Annotated in this window: 21 protein-coding genes and 1 pseudogene; 6 read left to right on the top strand and 16 right to left on the bottom strand. The window is 65.2% G+C overall.

Features of this window, described 5'->3' with window-relative positions; translation table 11 throughout:
- Positions 1-81: 81 nt before the first annotated feature.
- The 10 genes from EV283_RS14975 to EV283_RS14930 form a co-directional block, all read right to left on the bottom strand.
- The gene (locus tag EV283_RS14975; RefSeq protein ID WP_130326647.1) at positions 82-3,000 is read right to left on the bottom strand and encodes a TonB-dependent receptor; all 2,919 of its coding nucleotides are present in this window, start codon (positions 2,998-3,000) and stop codon (positions 82-84) included.
- A gap of 436 nt (positions 3,001-3,436) precedes the next feature.
- Positions 3,437-3,757 carry an SMR family transporter gene (locus tag EV283_RS14970; protein ID WP_056416700.1) on the bottom strand — a complete coding sequence of 107 codons (321 nt, stop codon included), beginning with the start codon at positions 3,755-3,757 and terminating at the stop codon, positions 3,437-3,439.
- A gap of 156 nt (positions 3,758-3,913) precedes the next feature.
- Positions 3,914-4,531, bottom strand: a complete 618-nt coding sequence (locus EV283_RS14965; RefSeq protein ID WP_130326645.1) for a hypothetical protein — start codon at positions 4,529-4,531, stop codon at positions 3,914-3,916.
- Positions 4,524-5,018: an ATPase gene (locus EV283_RS14960; protein ID WP_107957899.1), complete on the bottom strand. Its 495-nt coding sequence runs from the start codon at positions 5,016-5,018 to the stop codon at positions 4,524-4,526. The genes EV283_RS14965 and EV283_RS14960 overlap by 8 nt, the downstream gene beginning before the upstream one ends.
- Positions 5,019-5,075: 57 nt before the next feature.
- Entirely contained in the window at positions 5,076-5,303 is a 228-nt protein-coding gene (locus EV283_RS14955) for a F0F1 ATP synthase subunit C (protein WP_055873230.1), read from the bottom strand.
- Between the two features lie 40 nt (positions 5,304-5,343).
- Positions 5,344-6,102: a F0F1 ATP synthase subunit A gene (locus EV283_RS14950; protein WP_056417298.1), complete on the bottom strand. Its 759-nt coding sequence runs from the start codon at positions 6,100-6,102 to the stop codon at positions 5,344-5,346.
- Positions 6,103-6,172: 70 nt separating this feature from the next.
- Positions 6,173-6,493 carry an AtpZ/AtpI family protein gene (locus EV283_RS14945; RefSeq protein ID WP_055873233.1) on the bottom strand — a complete coding sequence of 107 codons (321 nt, stop codon included), beginning with the start codon at positions 6,491-6,493 and terminating at the stop codon, positions 6,173-6,175.
- Between the two features lie 280 nt (positions 6,494-6,773).
- On the bottom strand, positions 6,774-7,154 hold the full coding sequence (locus EV283_RS14940) for a YdbL family protein (RefSeq protein ID WP_056416692.1): 381 nt from the start codon (positions 7,152-7,154) through the stop codon (positions 6,774-6,776).
- Between the two features lies 1 nt (position 7,155).
- Positions 7,156-7,335: a YnbE family lipoprotein gene (locus EV283_RS14935; protein ID WP_082445295.1), complete on the bottom strand. Its 180-nt coding sequence runs from the start codon at positions 7,333-7,335 to the stop codon at positions 7,156-7,158.
- Positions 7,336-7,379: 44 nt separating this feature from the next.
- Complete coding sequence (locus EV283_RS14930; RefSeq protein ID WP_130326643.1) at positions 7,380-10,535, bottom strand: YdbH domain-containing protein; 3,156 nt, start codon at positions 10,533-10,535, stop codon at positions 7,380-7,382.
- Positions 10,536-10,620: 85 nt separating this feature from the next.
- Between EV283_RS14930 and radC the strand changes: the two are divergent.
- Both radC and EV283_RS14920 read left to right on the top strand, forming a co-directional pair.
- Positions 10,621-11,325, top strand: a pseudogene (gene radC / locus EV283_RS14925) (DNA repair protein RadC).
- Positions 11,326-11,380: 55 nt separating this feature from the next.
- The gene (locus EV283_RS14920; protein WP_130326641.1) at positions 11,381-11,644 is read left to right on the top strand and encodes a hypothetical protein; all 264 of its coding nucleotides are present in this window, start codon (positions 11,381-11,383) and stop codon (positions 11,642-11,644) included.
- 18 nt (positions 11,645-11,662) lie between these two features.
- Here the strand turns inward: EV283_RS14920 and EV283_RS14915 are convergent, their stop codons facing one another.
- A complete protein-coding gene (locus EV283_RS14915; RefSeq protein ID WP_242615991.1) occupies positions 11,663-11,983 on the bottom strand; it encodes an EF-hand domain-containing protein in 321 nt (106 codons plus the stop codon).
- A 381-nt stretch (positions 11,984-12,364) separates the two neighbouring features.
- On the opposite strand from EV283_RS14915, the gene purB reads away from it, so the two are divergent.
- Entirely contained in the window at positions 12,365-13,663 is a 1,299-nt protein-coding gene (gene purB, locus EV283_RS14910; RefSeq protein WP_130326637.1) for an adenylosuccinate lyase, read from the top strand.
- Positions 13,664-13,772: 109 nt separating this feature from the next.
- On the top strand, positions 13,773-14,006 hold the full coding sequence (locus EV283_RS14905) for a hypothetical protein (RefSeq protein WP_130326635.1): 234 nt from the start codon (positions 13,773-13,775) through the stop codon (positions 14,004-14,006).
- A 64-nt stretch (positions 14,007-14,070) separates the two neighbouring features.
- Here the strand turns inward: EV283_RS14905 and EV283_RS14900 are convergent, their stop codons facing one another.
- The 3 genes from EV283_RS14900 to dnaK all read right to left on the bottom strand — a co-directional run bounded on the left by EV283_RS14900 (position 14,071) and on the right by dnaK (position 17,727).
- Positions 14,071-14,514 (bottom strand): hypothetical protein, encoded by a 444-nt coding sequence (locus tag EV283_RS14900; protein WP_130326633.1) that lies wholly within the window; start codon positions 14,512-14,514, stop codon positions 14,071-14,073.
- A gap of 47 nt (positions 14,515-14,561) precedes the next feature.
- Positions 14,562-15,698: a molecular chaperone DnaJ gene (gene dnaJ / locus EV283_RS14895; RefSeq protein WP_056416672.1), complete on the bottom strand. Its 1,137-nt coding sequence runs from the start codon at positions 15,696-15,698 to the stop codon at positions 14,562-14,564.
- Positions 15,699-15,819: 121 nt separating this feature from the next.
- Positions 15,820-17,727, bottom strand: a complete 1,908-nt coding sequence (gene dnaK / locus EV283_RS14890; RefSeq protein ID WP_056416669.1) for a molecular chaperone DnaK — start codon at positions 17,725-17,727, stop codon at positions 15,820-15,822.
- Positions 17,728-17,894: 167 nt separating this feature from the next.
- On the opposite strand from dnaK, the gene EV283_RS14885 reads away from it, so the two are divergent.
- Together EV283_RS14885 and EV283_RS14880 are read left to right on the top strand one after the other, a co-directional pair.
- Positions 17,895-18,332: a copper chaperone PCu(A)C gene (locus EV283_RS14885; RefSeq protein ID WP_207223148.1), complete on the top strand. Its 438-nt coding sequence runs from the start codon at positions 17,895-17,897 to the stop codon at positions 18,330-18,332.
- Between the two features lie 56 nt (positions 18,333-18,388).
- On the top strand, positions 18,389-18,808 hold the full coding sequence (locus tag EV283_RS14880) for a vgr related protein (protein ID WP_107958167.1): 420 nt from the start codon (positions 18,389-18,391) through the stop codon (positions 18,806-18,808).
- A 142-nt stretch (positions 18,809-18,950) separates the two neighbouring features.
- Here the strand turns inward: EV283_RS14880 and EV283_RS14875 are convergent, their stop codons facing one another.
- Both EV283_RS14875 and EV283_RS14870 read right to left on the bottom strand, forming a co-directional pair.
- Positions 18,951-19,190, bottom strand: a complete 240-nt coding sequence (locus EV283_RS14875; protein WP_056416663.1) for a hypothetical protein — start codon at positions 19,188-19,190, stop codon at positions 18,951-18,953.
- Between the two features lie 107 nt (positions 19,191-19,297).
- Complete coding sequence (locus EV283_RS14870; protein ID WP_130326631.1) at positions 19,298-20,521, bottom strand: threonine synthase; 1,224 nt, start codon at positions 20,519-20,521, stop codon at positions 19,298-19,300.
- Positions 20,522-20,682: the final 161 nt, after the last annotated feature.

The raw sequence follows: 20,682 nt of genomic DNA, 5'->3' as shown, positions 1-20,682 counted from the left end.
CACGGGAATGGCGGGGCGTAAGACACGAAAAAGCCGGCCCGCAGAGACCTGCGAGCCGGCTTTTCACGTAGTGCTACGCGATCAGAAGCGCGAGCGGAGCGTCAGGCCGTAGGTGCGCGGCTCGGCGAGGAACGCCGAGTAGAGCGCGTTGCCGGTGCCGCCATAGGCTGCGACGTTGGCCGACGACCCTGCACCCTGGAACGGCGTGTTGAACGCGACCTGGATGTAGTTCTTGTTGAACACATTCTGTGCCCAGAACTCGAGTGCCCAGATCTGGTCCTTGCCGCGCAGACCGACGCGGGCGTTGACCACCGCGAAGCCATCCTGCTTCTTCTCCGGCGCCAGATCCGACCCGGTGTTATAGTCCGACGACAGGCGGCTATCGACGTAGAACAAGCCCGACAGGCCGTTCTTACCGATGTCCGGCGTCCAGGCGAACGACGTGGTCACGACGTTCTTCGGCGCGTTCGACAACTGGCTTCCCGGGAGCAGGAAGAGCGCGCGGTCGAGCGCCTCGCCGGTGGTCGAGCTGCCGACCAGGTTCTTGCGGGCAAACGTGTCGGCATAGGTGTAGCCCGCGGTGAAGGTGACCTGCTTGATCGGCGACATCGTCGCTTCGAGCTCGACACCCTGCGAGATCACGCCTGCCTTCTTCGCCCGGTTCGGGGTGCACGTGCCGGTCTGCGCACCGGTGACGGGGTTGAAGCCGTTGTCGCTGTCGAGACCGTTGAGGTTGTCCTTGCAGCCTTGGACGTTCTGCACGACGAAGATCGAGCCGTTGAACGTGTTGAGCTGGAAGTCGGTGAATTCCTGGCGGAACGCAGCGACGTTCAAGGTAAACTGACGCGTGTTGAACTTCGCCCCGATCTCGTAATTGTTCACCTTCTCGGCGTTGAACCGCAGGCCGGATGCATCGGCGTTGCTGCGCGCCGAGAGCACGCCGTTGACCCCGCCCAGATCGGACCGGTCGAGATTGTAGCCGCCCGCCTTGTAACCCTTGGCATAGGAGGCATAGGTCAGCAGCTTCGTGAACGGCTTCCACGACAGGACCGCGGTGCCGGTGAATTCGCCGTCACCAAAGCTGTCGTTGAGGTTCAACCCGTTCAGCGCCGTGCTCGAATTGCCCGTGCAGGTCAGCGTGACGATGCCCTGTGCGAACGCCGTCGCGCCGCTCTGCGTCCGGGTCAGTGGCGCAAGCGCCGCCTGCTGGATCGGGCAAACGCTGTTGTTGTTGTTGAAATTGGCGTTGAATTTCTTCGTTTCGTGCGTGTAGCGAAGACCGCCCGTCAGCGACAATTTGTCGGTCAGGTGGAGGATGTTGTGCGTGAAGAACGCGTAGTTCTCGCTCTTCTGCCGATAGATCGAGCCCGAATCGCCAACGTTGTTCACGCCGCCGCCAAGCCCCGGACCACCCGTCAGGCGATCGAGCGCCGAAGTGATCAGCCCACCAGCCGCGCCGAACGCCCCGTTGATCGTCGCCCGCCCCAGCGCGCTCATGCAACCCGGGTTGTTCTGGTTCTGCAGCGCGGCAACCGGGCTGACCGTCGCGACGAGGCGGCACGCGGCGAACTGGCCATACTGCGAACCGAACTTCGCGTTGTCGACGAGCTTCAGAGTCTCCTTCGAATAGAAGCCACCGACGAGCCAATCGAGCTTGTCGTTGAACAGCGAGCCCTGCAGCCGCGCTTCCTGCGTGAAGGTATGGAACTGGCGATAGGCGTTGCCGTCGTCGGCACGGTTAGTCAGATCGATATTGGTGTAGTCGATGTCGCTCGCATTACCCGACTTATACTCGCGGTATGCGGTGATCGAGGTGAAGGTCGCGCCGCCCAGATCCCAGTCGGCCTGCACCGAGCCGCCATAATCCTTGGTCGTGTTGCGATAGGTCTGGCCCGGCGTCACCGCGACCTGGCGGCTGAACGGATCAGCCTTGCTGCCCGCGAGCGGGAACACCGCACCCTGACGACGCAGGATATCGACGATGCGGTTGCTCGCATTGTTCGTGACCGCGCCATCGGTGTTGACGGTGCCGAAGAACGGCGCGACGCCCGCGGCATTCGCCGTGGGATCGGTCGTCTCGACCTGGCTGTAATAGACCGCGCCGCAGCAACTTTCCTTGCGATGCGAATAATCGCCGATCACGCGGAAGCTCAGCTGGGAAGTCGGATTGAACAGCAGCTGGCCGCGAACGAAATAGCGATCGCGATCGTTGATGCGGCTTTCGGTGCCGTTGGCGGCAGTGACGTTCTTATAGAAACCGTCGCGCTTCACATAGACACCGTCGACGCGGAAGGCGAGCTTCTCGGCGATCAGCGGCCCGGTGATGCCGGCTGCGATGCGCTTCTGGTCATAATTGCCATAGGTCGCCTCGGCATTGCCGTGCCAATCGAACTCGGGCGAGCGCGTGATGATGTTGATGAGACCGGCCGACGCGTTGCGACCGAACAGCGTTCCCTGCGGACCGCGCAGAACCTCGACCCGGTCGATTTCGCCGAGTTCGTTGAGGCCGACGCCGGTACGGCTGCGATAGACACCGTCGATGAACACCGCGACCGAGCTTTCGAGGCCGGGATTGTCGCCAACCGTACCGATACCGCGAATACGCGCCGACGCGTTCGATTCATTGCCCGTCGACGAGATCAGCAGCGACGGCGCGAGCTGGTTGAGCGAGCGAATGTCGCTGCCGCCCGAATTCTGCAGCGCGGCCTGGCCGACCGCGGATACCGCGATGGGTACGTTCGACAGGCGCTCCGAACGGCGGGTCGCGGTAATGACGATGTCGCTCGAGTTGCCGGTCTCGCTGACTGCGCTGGCAGCACTGGCTGCGCGCGTCGTGTCGGCGTCCGTCGCTGCGTTGGTCTGGCCGTCTACCGATGCATTCGCCGTCCCCTGCGACGGCGTGGTCTGCGCCTCGACGGTCGACGTCGCCTGCTGTGCAAAGACCGGCGTGACGAGCGTCGTGGTTGCTGCTGCGGACAACAGATATGCGATCATGCGCATCGGCGTTCTCTCCTGAGTGTTCGAACTTTTCGAACTTATGGTTTGGACGTTAGGTAGAGGCCTTCTGCTGTTGACGTCTAGCAATTTCCGCAAACGGAAACTGATTTTTGAACATTGTGTCTCAAAACCGCCACAGAGTGACAGACAGCAAACCCTAGTTTCAAATCACAACTGGTTTGACGGGATTGTCGTGAGCCGGTGCGGCGGCTGGAAGCACCCTGCAGGGACGTGCGAGCGTAGCAATGTGACGGTGCAGACAGGCCGCCGCCATTAGGCGCAGGAACTCTTCCAGGCATTCGTCCGCCAGGGGGGCTGCAGAGCAGGCCTATCAGCCCCGTAGGGGCGCCTCGCGCACGCCGCACAGCACTAAGCGCCCCCCGCAGACGCGGAGGGCGCTAGGCACGATCAAACTATTAGAGAGCGCCGCGCCGCCGGGTCAGGCCTGCGCGAAGACCTTCGTGCCGACGATCCCGACGACGGTAAGCGCCATGAAGCAGGCCTGGATACCGCTGACCTTGTCACCGAAGAGCAGGACGCCGCCGATGATGACGCCGATCGCGCCGGCCCCCGTCCAGATGGCATAGGCCGTGCCCGCAGGCAGGCCGCGCATCGCCAGCGCAAGCAGGCCCATGTTGACGAAGCTGAGGATGATCGGGACGCTCGATGCCTGCCACGTGGCGATGGTGGCTGCCCATTTCAGGCTGAGCGCCCAACAGATTTCAGTGACGACGGCGACCGCGAGGATGAGCCAGGACATGATTCTTCTCCAACGGGCTCAGATTGGAGACTCGGCCGCCGGAAACCCGGGAAGAGACGGCCGTCAAACATGTTTGCGTGGGAGGGACACGTGCCCTCACCGTCCCGCTGCTGCGCAGCGTGCCCCTTCCTCTCCCCCGAGGGGAGAGGAGAAGACTTAGTTCAAGCGCGCCAGGCCCGAGATCGAGCGGTCGACCATCAGGCGGTCGGCGGCGGCGTCGTGATGTTCGGCAATCAGGATACCAGCAGCCTTGGCGGCGGCATCGGCTGCGCGCGCGCGGACTTCGGCAATCGCAGCGCGCTCGGCAGCAGCAATCTTATCCTCGGCCATCTTCGCACGGCGGGTCATCAGGTCTTCCGCGCCAGCCTTGGCCTTCGCGATGATCGCGGCGGCCTCGTGATGCGCATGGGCCTTCATGGCCTCGGCCTCCGCATGCGCGGTCTTGGCCTTTGCTTCATATTCGGTGCGGATCGCCTCGGCTTCGGCACGGAGCGCCTGAGCCTCGTCGAGCTGCGTACGGATACCGGCGATGCGCGCATCGAGCATCTTGCCGATCATCCCCGGAACCTTCTTCCAGATCATCAGCAGGATGACGACGATCATCGCCACCGCAACCCAGCCGGTGGAGCTCAGGCCGAGCGCGGTGGGATCGGCGACGTGCTCGACGCCGCCGGGTGCTGTCGTGTGACCCTGGATGCCCTGTTTGTCGATCGCACCTTCGGGCGCCATGCCCTCCTCGTGGATCACCTTGGCTGCTGCGTCGGGATTAGCCATGCGCCGTCGTCCTGCGTACCGCGTCGCTCGCCGCATCCAGGCTTACCTGGAGTCCGGCGACCTTGGCGGCCAATTGCTGTGCTGCTTCGGCGGCGACGCCCTGAAGGTTCGAGAGTGCCTCGGCCTTCGCGTTCGCGACCGCGAGATCGTGATGACCCAGACGCTCGGCTAGCTCTGCGTCGGCGGCATGCACCTGCTGCTCGAACGCCGTCGCCGCACGCTTTGCCGCCGCGGCGGTTTCGGCATGGGCTGCCGCGCGCGCTGCGTCCATTTCGGCCTGCCAGTTCGCCTGGACCGTATCGGCCTGCGCACGGGCAGCGACAGCCGCCGCCAGATCACCGGCGATTCGGCCTTCGCGCGAGTCCACGTTGGACACGATCTTGGGCACCATTCCCTTGCCGATCCCGAAATACAGGATCCCGAAGGTGAGCAGCAGCCAGAAGATCTGCGAGGCGTAGGTAGCGGCTATCTGGGCAATCTGGGGCATTGGTCTGTCCTGCGTTAATCCGGCCGGGCGCGGTTGCCCGGCCAAATCACCGAGTGGTTAGGCGACGAACACCAGGATGATCATGGTGACGAAGGCGAGCAGGCCGAGAAGCTCGGCTGCTGCGAAACCGATGAACAGACGGCCCTGCTGGCTGTCGGCTGCGCCCGGGTTGCGGAGAGCGCCGGCGAGGAACTGAGCGAACACGTTGCCCACGCCGAGTGCGGCGAGGCCCATGCCGATCGCTGCGAGGCCGGCACCGATCATCTTTGCTGCTTGTGCGTCCATGATAAATTCCCTTTGAAAAACAGTTAGGTGATGGAAAAACTTAGTGAAGGTTGACGGCGTCGTTCAGATAGACCGACGTCAGCAACGCGAACACATAGGCCTGGATCGCGGCGACCAGCAGCTCGAGCAGCGTGATGCCGATCATCAGCAGCATGCTTGGCGCGGTCACCAGACCGATATACATCCCGCCGAGGTTGAGGCCGTTGATCACGAACGCGGCCAGCACCTTGAGCAGGATATGGCCCGCGGTCATCGCAACGAACAGTCGCAGACCGAGCGAGAAAGGACGCACCAGGAACGACATCAGCTCGACGACGAAGATCAGCGGGATCATCAGCGCGGGCGTGCCACTCGGCACGAACAGCGAGAAGAAGTGGAACCCGTGCTTGCCGAAGCCGACGATGAGCACGATCGCAAAGCTGATCAGCGCGAGCACGCCGGTCACCGTCATGTGGCTGGTCACCGTGAACGGGTGGACGCCGGGAACGATGCCGAACGGCAGCAGGCCGATGATGTTGGCGAACAGGATGAACATGAACAGCGAGAAGACATAGGGCACGAAGCGCTTGCCGCCCGGGCCGACATTCTGCTCGAGCATGCCCGAAATGAAGCCGGTAAAGCCTTCGACCGCCATCTGCCACCGGCCGGGGACGAGCTCGCGCTTCATCCCGCCGATCATGAACGCCCACAATGCGACCAGCGTCACCACCATCCACAATGCGGAATTGGTGAAGGACAGGTCGTAACCACCTACGATCCAGTGCGAGCCGAACGCCGGCTCGATCAGGAACTGGTGCATCGGATCGATCTTGCCGCCCTGTTCTGCCGCCACGTGGAATCCCTGCCGTCTTGATACGACAAACGCCCGGTTACTCCGGGCGTTCGCCTGAAATTCGAATGATCTGCCTGAACGCGACCGCTATCCCGAGGAACAGCAACACGATCAGTCCCCAAGGGCCAGTACCGAACCAGCGGTCTATCAACCAGCCGATCAGCGCACTGCCGACGAGACTCCCGATCAGGGCGGAAATGACGCGATTGCCTTGCGAGTATCCCCGCTCGGCGTCCGCCCCCTTCTGCCCCTTAGCGAGCGTCTCCCGAGCCTTGACCTCTCTCAATCGCTCATCGAGCGCGGAAAGTCGCGGATCGTCAACACCCTGGGGGTCCTGTCCGGGTTCGATCTCCGCCACGCACGTTCCTCCACCTGAATTCGCATCGGGGAGGAAGCAAGCAGCGACGAGCGATCCCGCCAAGGCGCGGTCCGTTTAGAAAAGGGGGGGGTGCAAGTCAACCGGTGTGACAGGCGCGTCATCAATGTGGTCGTCGGTCGCGAACGCTTGGTAGCCGTTCGACACCATACACCCCGCCGTCATCCTGACGAAAGTCGGGATCCAGAGCCACCAGCGAACCGTGACTGGCTCCGGATCCTGGGTCGAGCCCAGGATGACGGCTTGTCGGAGCGTAGCGCGTTTATACGCAGCGCGAATCACGCTCCGGTGCGGCCGCCGTGCGGGTCTTCCAGACACCACCGGGCGTCTTGTACTTCTCGCCCGCATTGGTCTGCAGGATCAGGTTGCAGCCGCTGGTGAACGCCAGCTGCTCGACCGTCGCGCCGCTCGCCTGCGCCTTTTGCGTGTACGCCGACTTGCGCTGGATATTGATGTTGTTGACCAGCGCGCGCAGATCGCCGCTCGCCGCGCCGACGAGGCCGAGATAGCCGTCGGGCTGCTCGCCGACTTCGCCGCCCGCGCGCGCCGCGGCATAGGCCGGGTCGCGCTGCGCCGAGGCCGCCACCGAAAGGCCGCCGAGAGCCACCGCTGCGGCAACCATCATCATGACCTTGGTCTTCATCTTAGAATATCCCTGGATTCTGCTGGATCAGCGACTTCGCCTCGCCATCGAGACGATAGACCACTTCCTGCGTCACGTTGATGTTGAGGTTGATCTCGATCGGCTTGTCGGGTGCCGACACGTTGATGCAGCCCGGCAGGGCGGCGGTCAGCCCGATAATCGCGATCGTCCTCGTCATCATCCGCAAGATCGGCCTTTGCTCCAGCTTCTTCAATCCTGTTTCGGTCATGGCACAATACTGCTTTCCGGGGCCTGAATGGTGGGGAGTTTCGGAGGCGGCGGCGCGGCTTGCTGCTGGAGCAGCGCAGGCAGGTTGCGCTGAATCAGCCGCTTCGGATCGTAGAAGCTCTGCGCGGAATCGAGCAGCCCGCGGAACGGCGCCTTGATGCGGATATTGAACACGAATGGCAGCTTTTGCAGGCGGCGGACGATGAAATTCGACTTCGCACCCTCGCCCTGGCTGATCCCGGCAAACCGCACATCAGTGACCATCTCGCCCGCCAGCGGCCCGTTCATCCCGACTCGCAGCGACTGATAGCGCAGCGACTTGAGCGCCTGGAACGCGATGTTCGCCCAGATGCCGAGATCCTTCTGGCTCAGATCGCCGACATAGGCGAGCGTCCCGCCGCCCGGCCGCACGCGCAGGTCGCCGCCCTCGATTCGGCCGCCGGTCTCGTCGAAGATCATCGGCAGCACGCCGTCGAAGATCCCGGTCGCATCGAGATTCTTGAAATCGAACTGCTGGAGGAACTGGTCGGCGGCCATGTTGGCGACGTGGAACGTCATCCGCCGCTCGGACGCCGCGGAGAAATCGAGCAGCGTCGGGTCGAGCGTCAACGATCCGCCCGCAAACGGCCACGCGCCGCCCTCGACCTGCACGCGCGCGCCGGGCAGCGTCTGGTACCGGATTGTGCCGTCGGTGACGGGGATACCGGGATTGAGCGTGCGGATCGTTGCCACCTGCCCCGGCGCGCTCTGCAGATTGAGCAGATCGGTGAAGCGGATCTCGGTCGCGATGCCGGTGACCGGGCCGAACGCGGCGGCGAGGTCGGTGCCGGCGGTGCGGAACACGCCGGTGCTGGTCACGCCATCGGGCGTCCAGGCGATATGCCCCTCGCCGCTAACCGATCCGTTGACGTCGGCGATCACGCCGAAGGTCAGCGGGGTGAGCGCGTCGGGTTGCAGCCTGTCCTTGGCGAACGCGATTCCGGGGACGGTGAGGTCGGCCTTGCCCGCCCCTGCCCCGAGCGCGTGGGTGAGCGTGACGTCGGCGATCTTGGTGTTCGTGGTCGGCTCGACCAGCGTGCCCGCGGCGGTGATGCTGCCATTGACCAGCGCGAGCGTCACGGTGCGCGCGGCGAGCGGCTTGAACCGCGGGGTCGGCGCGGCATCGGACACCCCCATCGCGCCGGTGAGGTTGAGCGCACCGCCGACCAGCGTCCAATCGCCCGCCGCGTCGCCGAGTAGCAGCGGCACGTTGGCGATCTGCCCGCCGCCGCCGGTGAACGCGCCCGCCAGCCCTCGCGCGGTCATGCGGCCGGTGACGGTGCCGAAGTCGAGTCGCGTGACTCGCTCGGGCGCGCCGATCCGCGTCTGCACGCGCTCGATCGCAAACCCGCGATCGGCGAGCCGCACGGTTGCTCCGGCGGTCGCGAGCGTGATCGGGGTGCTGCCGAGCCGTCCGGTCAGGCTTGCCGCCGCGATCCGGGCACCGCCGCCGATCAGCGTGCCCTTCACCTGCACCAGCGCGCCGTAGACCGAGCACAAGGTCAGTCGCGACGGGTCAAGCACCAGTCCGGATAGCGCGAACCGCTGCACCGCCAGCGGCGTGCAACCGGTGTTGACGACCAGTCGCCCGCGACCGTCCCACAGCGCGGCGACCGGCATTGCCAGGCCGTCGACCCGGTTGGCGGCCCCGCCGCCGCCGATCGGTCCCGAAAGCGTCACGCGAGTCGCGATCGACGTCGCGCCGCCCGGAGTCGCGCTGAAGGTGACGGGGGTCAGCGCCAGACGCGCGGCCCCCGCCGCATAAGGCGCGATGGTGGCCACGCCGCGGATCGCCGCACCGGGTTTCGCCTGCGCGAGCGACACACGCGCCTCGGGCAAGCCGCCGCCGCGCATCGCGAGGGTCGTGTCGAGCCGGACCCCGCCATTCGGCCAGCTCAGCGCGACCCCGCTCCCGCCGCCGAGCGCCATGCGCGCACCGCTGGCAGACGCGAGCGCGAGACGGGACAGCAAAGCCTTGCCGCGTCCGCCCTCGATCTGCACGCGCACGTCGGCATCCGCCGCAAACCCGCGACTTGCCTTCTGTATCGCCTGCGCCGCTGCGGCCGCCAAGGGTGCAACGGGCGTCCCCGCGGCCGCGCCGCCGATCCCCGTCAGTCCAGCGAGTCGTTTTTGCGCCACGGCGGCACCGCTCGCCTGGACGCGCCCGTCGAATGCGAACTGCTTGCCGATTCGGTAGGCGCCTGCGACCGAAACGCGTCGCACGCCACCTTCGAGGGTGCGCACGGTATCCGCGGCAATGTCCACTTTCCCTGCGGTCGCCGCCGCGCTTCCGGTGAAGGCGATCGTGCCGCTCGCGCCCGCCCAGGTGCCGCCCGGCGTCCGTGCCGCGCCCGTCTTGAGCGTCGCCTTGCCCTGCCAGTGGTCGAGCGCAGCGGAGAGGCCGACGTCGAGGTCTGCCACCAGCCGGTCGACTCGCGTCTTGCCGCAGGCGAGCCGCGACACGCGCACCGGCCCCGTGACGGTCGGTTTGGCCGAGTCGATCCGCAGCTTGACGGTCGCCGCCAGCCGGTCGATCGCGCACCCGCCGATATCGAGCCGCTCGCTGATCGCCGCGAGCGTGCCGCGGAACCCGTCGTCGAGCTTACCCGATCCGGCCAGCTTCAGCCCGACGATCCCCTGCGGAGTCTCGAGCCGCATCCGACCATCGGCGACCGAAACATCGAGCGCGGGCAGCGCAAACGGCTTGCCCGACGACGTCGGCAGCAATTTGTCGATCGCGCCGAGCGAGACTTTCCCGTCAACCAGCCGACCGCGCAGCCGGACCTTTCCCGCACGCACACCCTCAAGATAGGGCCCCGACAAGCCGACGCCGGTGCGGGTCTCGACCCAGTCGGCGACGAGATCGGGATGCGCCGGATCGCCGATCACGACATTGGTCAACCGCTGGCCGCCCAGCGCAAGGTCGGCGATGGCGTAGCGCGCCGGCACGCCGGCCCTGGCAAGCTCGCGGTCGATGAACCCTTCGGCGATCGGCTTGCGCACCAGCCACAAGACGAACAGCCCGGCGAGAAGAAGCAGCGCGATCACGAGCGCGACGCGGCGGGCAGTCGCAGGACGGCGAGGGTTGCCCCCTGTCTCGCTCGTCTCGCTCACCCACGCACTCCGCTACAGTCGAAGCCCTGCATAGGCGGGTGCAGGGGCGTCATGCAATTGCGCAGCGATGTGCTAGCATCGCGATATGGCCGAACCGGACGACGACGCCGCTGCCCTGGGGAATGATCTGAAGGGTCATCGCGGACGCTTGCGCAAACGCCTGTTCGAAGGCGGCGGCGAGGCGTTGCTCGACCATGAACTCATCGAATATCTGCTCGCGATCGCGATTCCCCGCGGCGACACCAAGGCGCTCGCCAAGGCGCTGATGCGCTAGTTCGGCGGGATCGGCGGGGTGCTCACCGCAGATGCCGAGGCACTTGGCCGCGTGAAGGGGATGGGCGAGATCTCGACCGCGGCGATCAAGATCACGCACGCTGCCGCGATCCGCCTGCTGCAATCGCAAGTCAGCGATCGCCCGGTGCTCGCCAACTGGCAGGCGCTGCTCGACTATCTCCGCGCGGACATGGCGCACCATGCGATCGAGCGGTTCCGCGTGCTCCACCTCAACACCAAGAACATGCTGATCCGCGATGAGGTGATGAGCAAGGGGTCGATCGACCAGGCCGCGGTCTATGTCCGCGAGGTCATCCGCCGCGCGATCGATCTCGGCTCGGCGTCGATCATCCTCGTCCACAATCACCCGAGCGGCGACCCCTCCCCGAGCCGCGCCGATATCGAGATCACGCGCACGATCGCCGAAGCGGGCAAGCGGCTCGGCATCACGGTCCACGACCATATCGTGATGGGCACTGGCGGCCATGTCAGCCTGCGTGCGCAAGGCTTGATCTGACGGCGGCCGGGCCGTTTTACGTGCTCCATCGTTGTCGCCGCGAAGGACGTGTACAATGGACAACAAGATTCACGACGAGCCCTCGACGGTGATCGCGGAAAACGGGCAGGTTCTCGTCGACGGCCCGGACGGGGTGGCCGTTTCGCTGACACCGGACGCGGCGGTCGAGACGTCCGAGCGCCTGCTACAGGCAGCGGTCGAGGCGCAGGGTCAGATGCTTGGCGAGGCGCGGGTCGAGAAGGAACGCGCGGCGCGCAGGCCCTCTGACATACGGCGCCCAGGTGGTGGCGGACCGACGATCGTCGATCCGCCACCATAATCCAAGGTGCCGCTACGGTCAGCCTTGCGTCAGAAAACCCGTGACTTCAGCCTTTGTCAGCGACTTGTTCTTGTCGGCATCCGCCTGGGCGAACGCCGCGGACACCCACTTTTTCGTCTCGGGCGCGTCGGGCTTGGTAGCCGGGTCCGTCTTGGTCTTCAGCGCGACCATCCAGCCGCCGAATTCGGCCGCGCTGAGCTTGCCGTCGCCATTCTTGTCATAGGTCGGGAACTCGCTGTCGACGACCTGCGCGACCTGGCTGCCCGTTGCCGGCTGTTCGCGCGCGGCGGACTGCATCGGCACCGGGTCGGTCGGCGCGCTGGACTGCGGAGTCGTCATCGCTCCAGACTGCGACGTCTGCGCGGCAACACCGCCACCGGCCGCAGAAGCTTGCGAGGATGGTGTGGCGCTCTGCGCCAATACGGGGGCAGCAATCAGAGCCGCGCCTGCCAACATAGCATATTTCAACATTACGTCTCTCCGATGCTGTTCTACAGATCCACTAAGCCGCTCTGCAACCAAGCCTGAGATATACTCGGCGGTGCGAACCGCTCACCATCTCTATACGCGCCGGATCGAGACTTTTATACGCGGTGAGGGGTATTTGAACCTTTTCCTGCGTCCTGCTACCGCGTTTTCCGCCTGCATCGGCGAGACCTCCGAACGGAGACCGCCACCGCAGCATTGCCATCACGCCCGTCATCAGCCCCGAGGAAACCCATGGTCCCCCGCTATTCCCGCCCCGACATGGTCGCGATCTGGACGCCCGAAGCGCGCTTCAAGATCTGGTTCGAGATCGAGGCACACGCCACCGACGCGCTCGCCGAGCTGGGCGTCGTGCCGAAAGAGGCCGCGGCCGCGATCTGGGCAAAGGGTGCGTTCGAGGTCGACCGGATCGACGAGATCGAGCGCGAGACCAAGCATGACGTCATCGCCTTCCTGACCAACGTCGCCGAGCATGTCGGCCCCGAGGCGCGCTTCATGCACCAGGGCATGACCTCGTCGGACGTGCTCGACACCTGCCTCGCGGTGCAGCTGGCCAAGGCGAGCGATATCCTGATCGCCGATCTCGATGCGCTGCTGGTGGTGCTCGAACGCCGCGCGCGCGAGCACAAGATGACGCCGACGATCGGCCGCAGCCACGGCATCCACGCGGAGCCGGTGACGTTCGGGCTGAAGCTCGCGCAGGCGCATGCCGAATTCGCGCGCAACCGCGCGCGGCTGATCGCAGCGCGCGACGACGTCGCGACCTGCGCGATCTCGGGTGCCGTGGGCACGTTCGCGAACATCGATCCGTTCGTCGAAGAGTATGTTGCCGGCAAGCTCGGCCTGTCGGTCGAACCGGTCTCGACGCAGGTCATCCCGCGCGATCGCCATGCGATGTTCTTCGCGACGCTCGGCGTTATCGCCAGTTCGATCGAGCGGCTCGCGACCGAGGTCCGGCATCTGCAGCGCACCGAAGTGCTCGAGGCGGAAGAATTCTTCTCGCCCGGCCAGAAGGGGTCTTCGGCGATGCCGCACAAGCGCAACCCGGTGCTGACCGAGAACCTCACGGGCCTCGCCCGCATGGTTCGCGGCTATGTCACGCCTGCGATGGAGAATGTCGCGCTGTGGCATGAGCGCGACATCTCGCACTCGTCGGTCGAGCGCTATATCGGGCCGGACGCGACGATCACGCTCGACTTCGCGCTCGCGCGGCTGACCGGGGTGATGGACAAGCTGGTCGTGTATCCCGAGCGGATGCTGAAGAACCTCAATAAGATGGGTGGACTCGTCCATTCGCAGCGCGTGCTGCTCGCGCTGACGCAGGCAGGCGTGAGCCGCGAGGACGCGTATCGCCTCGTCCAGCGCAACGCGATGAAGGTGTGGGATTCAGACGGCGCGCTGTCGCTGCTGGAGTTGCTCAAGGCCGATCCCGAAGTGACGCTGTCGGATGCAGAGCTAGAGGACAAGTTCGACCTCGGCTATCATCTGAAGCACGTCGACACGATTTTTGCGCGGGTGTTTGGCGCGGCGTAAGAGCGCGGTTTAGCCTACCAGTCACCCAATCTCGTCATCCTGACGAAAGTCAGGATCCAGAGCCAAGCACCGCCGCGTATCGGTACTCTGGATCCTGACTTTCGTCAGGATGACGGGTGGGGAAAAGACGTTCACGGCACGGCCCCGCCAAAGTGCGCGTAACGCAATTGCGATTACGTGTTACAAAATTGCGACAACGCGCAACTATATCCATATCCCGGTTGCCGGATATTGTTCCGGCATCGGAGACCTTCCCATGCGCATGTTCGAAACCGTGTCCAGCACCATGCTGGCGATCGCGGCTCAGGCGCTGGTGGTCGGGGTGGTCATTTCCACCCTCTGACGCATCGGCCCGCCCGCCCCCTTGCGAGGGGGCGCGGCTAGGCTGGCACAGATCCTAGTCTTGTTCAGGCCGCGTGCGCCAGCAGCCCCGGCTCGTCGTCATTATTGGCTGCGGACGGGCGCACCCTCCGCGACCGGCGCGCACGACCAGTCGCGCGAGCGCGGCCACCGCGGGCAAAAATGCCTGCATACCGCGCCATGGCACCGCGCAGGCGGAGACCCGAGGCGGCTGCGCCGAGAGCGATGAGGATCTCGACATACGCCGACACCTCGAACGTGGTGATCCAGACTGCGACGTCGGGCGTGCCCATCGCCAACATCCCAATGCCATCACCTTCGCCAACAAGCGTGACCATTGCCGCCGTCATCATCAGCATGAACAGCACGGCGGCATCACCGCGGGTCACGCGTAGCAACCGTGCCGCCGGGTTTTCGATAAGGGCGTGACGGAGGGCGATACCGACCGGCGTCTTGGGGAAGGCGGCAATGACCACCCAGCATGCGATCATCGTAAAAAGACATGCCAGCATTGCGCCCCCCTGATACCTGATCCGACCTATTCGCCTGCGAACACGCCCTTGAGTTTCGCGAAGAAGCCCTGGCTTTCGGGGCATTCATCGCCGGTCTCGGTCTCGCGGAACATCTCGAGCAGTTCCTTCTGCCGGTTGCTGAGACGAGTCGGCGTTTCGACATCGATCTGGACGACGAGGTCGCCATGCCCGCGGCCCTGCAGGACGGGCATGCCGGCACCGCGCTGACGAAGCTGCTTGCCCGACTGGATCCCCGCGGGGATCTTGATCTCGTGCGTGCGGCCGTCGAGGCCGGGGATCGACAGCGACCCGCCGAGCGACGCGACCGTGAAGCTGATCGGCGCGCGCGCGAAGAGCGTCGTGCCCTCGCGCTCGAACAGATTGTGCTTCGTCACGTGCAGGAAGATGTACAGATCGCCCGCTGGAGCACCGCGCGCGCCGGCTTCGCCTTCGCCGGTCATGCGAATGCGCGTACCTTCGTCGACGCCGGGGGGAACGTTGATGGAGAGCGTCTTGGTCTTGTCGACGCGGCCCTCGCCGCGGCAATCGGGACACGGATCGGCGATGACCTGGCCTGCGCCGTTGCAGACCGGGCAGGCGCGCTCGACGACGAAGAAGCCCTGCTGCGCACGCACCTTGCCGTGGCCGCCGCAATGCTGGCACGTCTTCGCGCGGGTGCCCGCGCGTGCGCCGCTGCCGTCGCACGTATCGCAGGGTGCCGAGACGTCGATCGTAACCTCGGTCGCCTTGCCGTGATACGCCTCTTCCAGGCTGACTTCCATGTCGTAGCGCAGATCCGCGCCGCGGCGTGCCGAACTACGGCCACCACCGCCGCGCTGCGCGCCGCCCATAAATTCGCCGAAGACGCTTTCGAAGATATCGCTGAAGCCGCCGAAATCCTGCGCGCCGCCACCATGACCGCCGCCGCCGCCGTTCTGGAACGCGGCATGGCCGAACCGATCATAGGCCGCACGCTTCTGCGGGTCCTTGAGACAGTCATACGCCTCGCTGACCGCCTTGAACTGGGCCTCGGAATCCTTGCAGCCGGCATTCTTGTCCGGGTGATATTTCATCGCGAGCTTGCGGTAGGACGACTTGATCGTCCCCGCATCCGCGGTCCGCTCAATCTCGAGCAGTTCGTAATAGTCTGTCTGGGTACTCATAGCGGCCCTCTTAGCCCTCTCCCCTCCGGGGAGAGGGTTGGGTGAGGGGCTGTTCCGGGCGGCAGCGCGCGGAACGACCCCTCACCCCGGCCCTCTCCCCAAGGGGGAGAGGGAGTTTCGGTTACGCCTTCGGGTTGTCGTCGACTTCCGAGAATTCGGCGTCGACGACATCGTCGTCCTTCTTCGCCGCATCGCCATCGGCCGACGGCGATGCGTCCGCCTGAGCCTGCTTCTCGTAGATCGCCTGGCCGAGCTTCATCGCGACCTGGGCGAGCGCGGTGCTCTTCTCGGTCATCGCATCCGCATCGCCGCTCTCGACCGCTGCCTTGGTCGCGTCGATTGCGGCCTGGATCTCGGTCTTGAGCGACTCGTCGACCTTGTCGCCGTTATCGGCGAGCTGGCGCTCAGTAGTGTGAACCAGCGACTCGGCGTTGTTCTTCGCCTCGGCGCCCGCACGACGCTTCTTGTCCTCCTCGGCGAAGGTCTCGGCATCGCGAACCATCTGGTCGATGTCGCTGTCCGAAAGACCACCCGACGCCTGGATGCGGATCTGCTGCTCCTTGCCGGTGCCCTTGTCCTTGGCCGAGACGCTGACGAGACCGTTGGCGTCGATGTCGAACGTGACCTCGATCTGCGGCACGCCGCGCGGTGCCGGCGGGATGCCGACGAGATCGAAATTGCCGAGCATCTTGTTGTCGGCCGCCATCTCGCGCTCGCCCTGGAACACGCGGATCGTCACCGCGCCCTGGTTGTCGTCCGCGGTCGAGTAGGTCTGCGACTTCTTGGTCGGGATCGTCGTGTTGCGATCGATCATGCGGGTGAACACGCCACCCAACGTCTCGATGCCGAGCGACAGCGGCGTCACGTCGAGCAGCAGCACGTCCTTGACGTCGCCCTGCAGCACGCCGGCCTGGATCGCGGCGCCCATGGCCACGACCTCGTCCGGGTTGACGCCGGTGTGCGGCTCCTTGCCGAAGAACTGCTTCACGACTTCACGGACACGCGGCATGCGCGTCATGCCGCCGACGAGCACGACTTCCGAGATGTCCTCGGGCTTCAGGCCGCCATCAGCCAGCGCCTTGCGGCAAGGCTCGAGCGTACGCTTGACGAGGTCCTCGACCATCCGCTCCAGATCGGCGCGCGTGATCGACTTCACCAGATGCTTCGGGCCGTTCTGGTCCGCGGTGATGAAGGGCAGGTTGACCTCGGTCGACTGCGCCGAGCTGAGCTCGATCTTCGCCTTCTCGGCGGCTTCCTTCAGACGCTGCAGTGCGAGCTTGTCCTTGGCGAGGTCGATGCCCTCCGCCTTCTTGAACTCGTCGGCGAGGAACTGGACGATCTTGTTGTCGAAATCCTCACCGCCGAGGAAGGTGTCGCCGTTGGTGGCCTTCACCTCGAACACGCCGTCACCGATCTCGAGGACCGAGATATCGAACGTGCCGCCGCCAAGATCGTAGACCGCGATCGTCTTGCCGTCCTGCTTGTCGAGGCCGTAGGCCAGCGCCGCAGCCGTCGGCTCGTTGATGATGCGCAGCACTTCGAGGCCGGCGATCTGGCCGGCGTCCTTGGTCGCCTGCCGCTGCGCGTCATTGAAGTACGCGGGAACGGTGATGACCGCCTGCGTGACCGTCTCGCCCAGATACGACTCCGCGGTTTCCTTCATCTTCTGCAGCGTGAACGCCGAGATCTGCGACGGCGAATAATCCTTGCCGCCGGCCGAGACCCATGCGTCGCCGTTCGGCCCGCGCGAGATCTTGTACGGGACCAGCTCGGTGTCCTTCTTGGTGATCGGATCGTCGAAGCGACGGCCGATCAGGCGCTTCACCGCGAAGATGGTGTTGTCGCCGTTCGTCACTGCCTGGCGCTTGGCCGGCTGGCCGACCAGTCGCTCACCGTCCTTGGCGAACGCGACGATCGACGGCGTGGTGCGCGCGCCTTCGGAATTCTCGATGACCTTGGGCTTGCCGCCTTCCATGACGGAAACGCAGCTGTTGGTCGTGCCGAGATCGATACCGATTACTTTAGCCATGAGTTCTGATTAGCCCCTCACTTGAAACAAAATACGAAATCGGATCCGCCCCGTTACGGGAGTGGAACCTTTCTGATGATGGGCGCGATATAGGTGGCCTCGCGCTTGCCGCAAGATTGTACCGACCATAGGATGCACAAGAGGCAGGGCCCGGAGAAAAGTAACCTATGCGTATCGTTTTCGGACTGGGTGTCGCCGCGATGGCACTGGCGTCGTGCTCGCAGCCCAAGGAGCTGTCGGTCGACGGCGCGTGGGTGCGGCTGGGCGCGGTGACGGGGCGACCGGCGGCGGCCTATTTCACGGTGCATGGCGGGCCTGCGGCGGCGACGCTGATCTCGGTCACGACCGACGTCGCGATCAAGGCCGAGATGCACGAGACGATGGACAAGGGCGGCATGTCGACGATGGCGCCGATCGCCAAGGTCGAGATCCCGGCGAACACCAATGTGAGCTTTGCGCCGAGTGGGCGGCATGTGATGCTGTTCAGCATGAATTCGGGGATCAAGCCGGGTGATCGCGTGATGCTGACGTTTGCGTTCGCGGACGGGACGCGGATCCTGAACAACGCGAACGTCGTGGCTGCGGGGACGCCTGCGGGCAAGTGACCTGCAAAAACGCAAGGCGCGCGCTGACCGAGGGGGAGACGGCGCTGGCCGCGTCAATGTTCGGGGGCGCGATCGACTATGCGCAAGTGCGCCTGTCGCGCAGCAAATGGGCGTTTTTCCAGCCGCGCGACACGGTGATGGCACCACGCGGGTGCATCCACTTCCATCCCAAGGGCGATTTGTGGTGCGACGATTTCACGCACGCGAACCTGACGCTGCAGGGGCTGTTCGTCCACGAGATGACGCATATCTGGCAGCATCAGCGCGGGGTGTTCCTGCCGCTCGCCCGGCATCCGTGGTGCCGGTACGATTATGCGTTCCGGCCGGGGGTGGCGCTGCACCGCTATGGGATCGAGCAGCAGGGCGAGATCGTGCGGCACGCGTTCTTGTTGCGTGCGGGGGCGACGGTGGCGGGTGCGCCCCCGCTTGCGCAGTATGAGAGCGTGTTGCCGTTCACGCCGTTAGCGTTGGCCTGACGTCCACCACCCCGCCCCCGGTCTGCTCTCCCACCGTCATCCCAGCGAAAGCTGGGATCTTAAGCCGCAAATGCGCGCGCTATTACGGGGAGATCCCAGCTATCGCTTTGATGACGGATGGTATTCGATGACGGTAGCGGGCTCAGAGCCAGCTACGACCATCCGGCCCGCCACATCCATATGGCGGCAACTGGCCCGGGAACCGCGCCTGCATCTTGTGGCAGCCCCACGCCCGCATCGGCCCCGGTGCATAGCCGTTCAACGCGATGCCGACCTCGTCATACGGGCTCGAGCCCTGCGCGACGTACATGTACCAGCGCCCGCCGAACATCACCGCTGCGGCGATGAGGACGACGCAAACGACCTGAATGATTTTCTGCATTGAAGACCCCTTTTGTAATGAAGGGCGCCCCGTTGCAGACAACATGGATCAATTTCAACCACGGATCTGGTAGATCGCGATCTGCCAGATCCGCGTCGGTCCACGGCTTACAGCGCGTCGAAATCGATAGGTTGTGTTCTATCAAGCGCTTGCGGTGCTTCGGGCATCGGATATTTCAGGCCGGTGGCGCAATTGAAAAGAACGACCTTGTCGTCTTCGTCGACGAGCCTGGTGTTCAGCGCCTGATGATAGGCCGCGAGCGTCGCACCACCTTCGGGGCACAATAGCAGGCCGTCCTGCTTCGCCGCGGCTTCGACTGCCTTTAGGATCGCAGGATCGCCGACCGCCAGTGCCTGCCCGCCGCTCTCGCGGACCGCACGGAGGATCAGGAAGTCGCCGACCGCCTTCGGCACGCGAATGCCCGCCGCGACCGTGCTCGCATCCTCCCAGCGCTCGGCATGCTCCTCGCCCGCCTCGAACGCGCGGACGATCGGTGCGCAGCCACTGGCCTGCACCGCGAACATCTTGGGGCGCTCCGAGCCGATCCAGCCGAGCTTCTCAAGTTCGTCGAACGCCTTCCACATGCCGATCAGACCGGTGCCGCCGCCGGTCGGGTAGAAGATCGCATCGGGGAGTTTCCAGCCAAACTGCGCGGCGAGTTCGAGCCCCATCGTCTTCTTGCCCTCGATTCTGTAGGGCTCCTTCAACGTCGAGAAGTCGAACCAGCGGCCTTCGGCGGCGCCCTTGCCGACGATCGCGCCGCAATCGTCGATCAGGCCGTTGACGCGCCAGACGCGCGCGCCCTGCATCGCGATCTCGCGGACGTTGATCTCGGGGGTATCGTCGGGACAGAACACGATCGTCTCGATCCCGCAGCGCGTCGCATAGGCGGCCAGCGCCGCGCCGGCATTGCCGTTGGTCGGCATCGCGATCTTCGTGACGCCGAGTTCCTTGGCCATCGCGACGGCCATGACGAGCCCGCGCGCTTTGAAGCTGCCGGTCGGGAGGCGGCCTTCGTCCTTGACCAGAACGTTCGGACCGCCGGACTTGGTCAGCGGCACCAGCGGCGTCTCGATCTCGCCGAGGCTGACGATGTTGGCGGTCTGCCGCACGGGCAGCAGTTCGCGCCACCGCCACAGATCCGTCGGCCGTGCCTCGATCGTGTCGCGCGAAATCGCCGAACGCACCGCGTCGAGGTCGTAGCGGACGAGCAGCGGCCGGCCGGCGCGTGACAGGCCGTGCAGCTGGTCCGCCTCGTACCGCTCGCCAGTGATCGAGCATTCGAGATGCGTGACGAAGGTCTGGCGATCGGTGGTGAGGTTCTCGTTCATCGACTGACTTTCAAATCCTCCCCTGCAAGGGGAGGGGGACCAGCGCAGCTGGTGGAGGGGGCGCGCCAAGAACGTCACGCTCGACGAAGGCGTTCCGGCCGCAGAGGGGACGCCGGAAGAGAACCCCCTCCACCACCGCGCAAGCGCGCGGCGGTCCCCCT

The organism is Sphingomonas sp. BK036, assembly GCF_004216825.1.
In the GTDB taxonomy this organism is placed as follows: domain Bacteria; phylum Pseudomonadota; class Alphaproteobacteria; order Sphingomonadales; family Sphingomonadaceae; genus Sphingomonas.
Note: the sequence above shows the minus strand (reverse complement) of the source record. Positions and strands in the feature narration are given on the sequence as shown.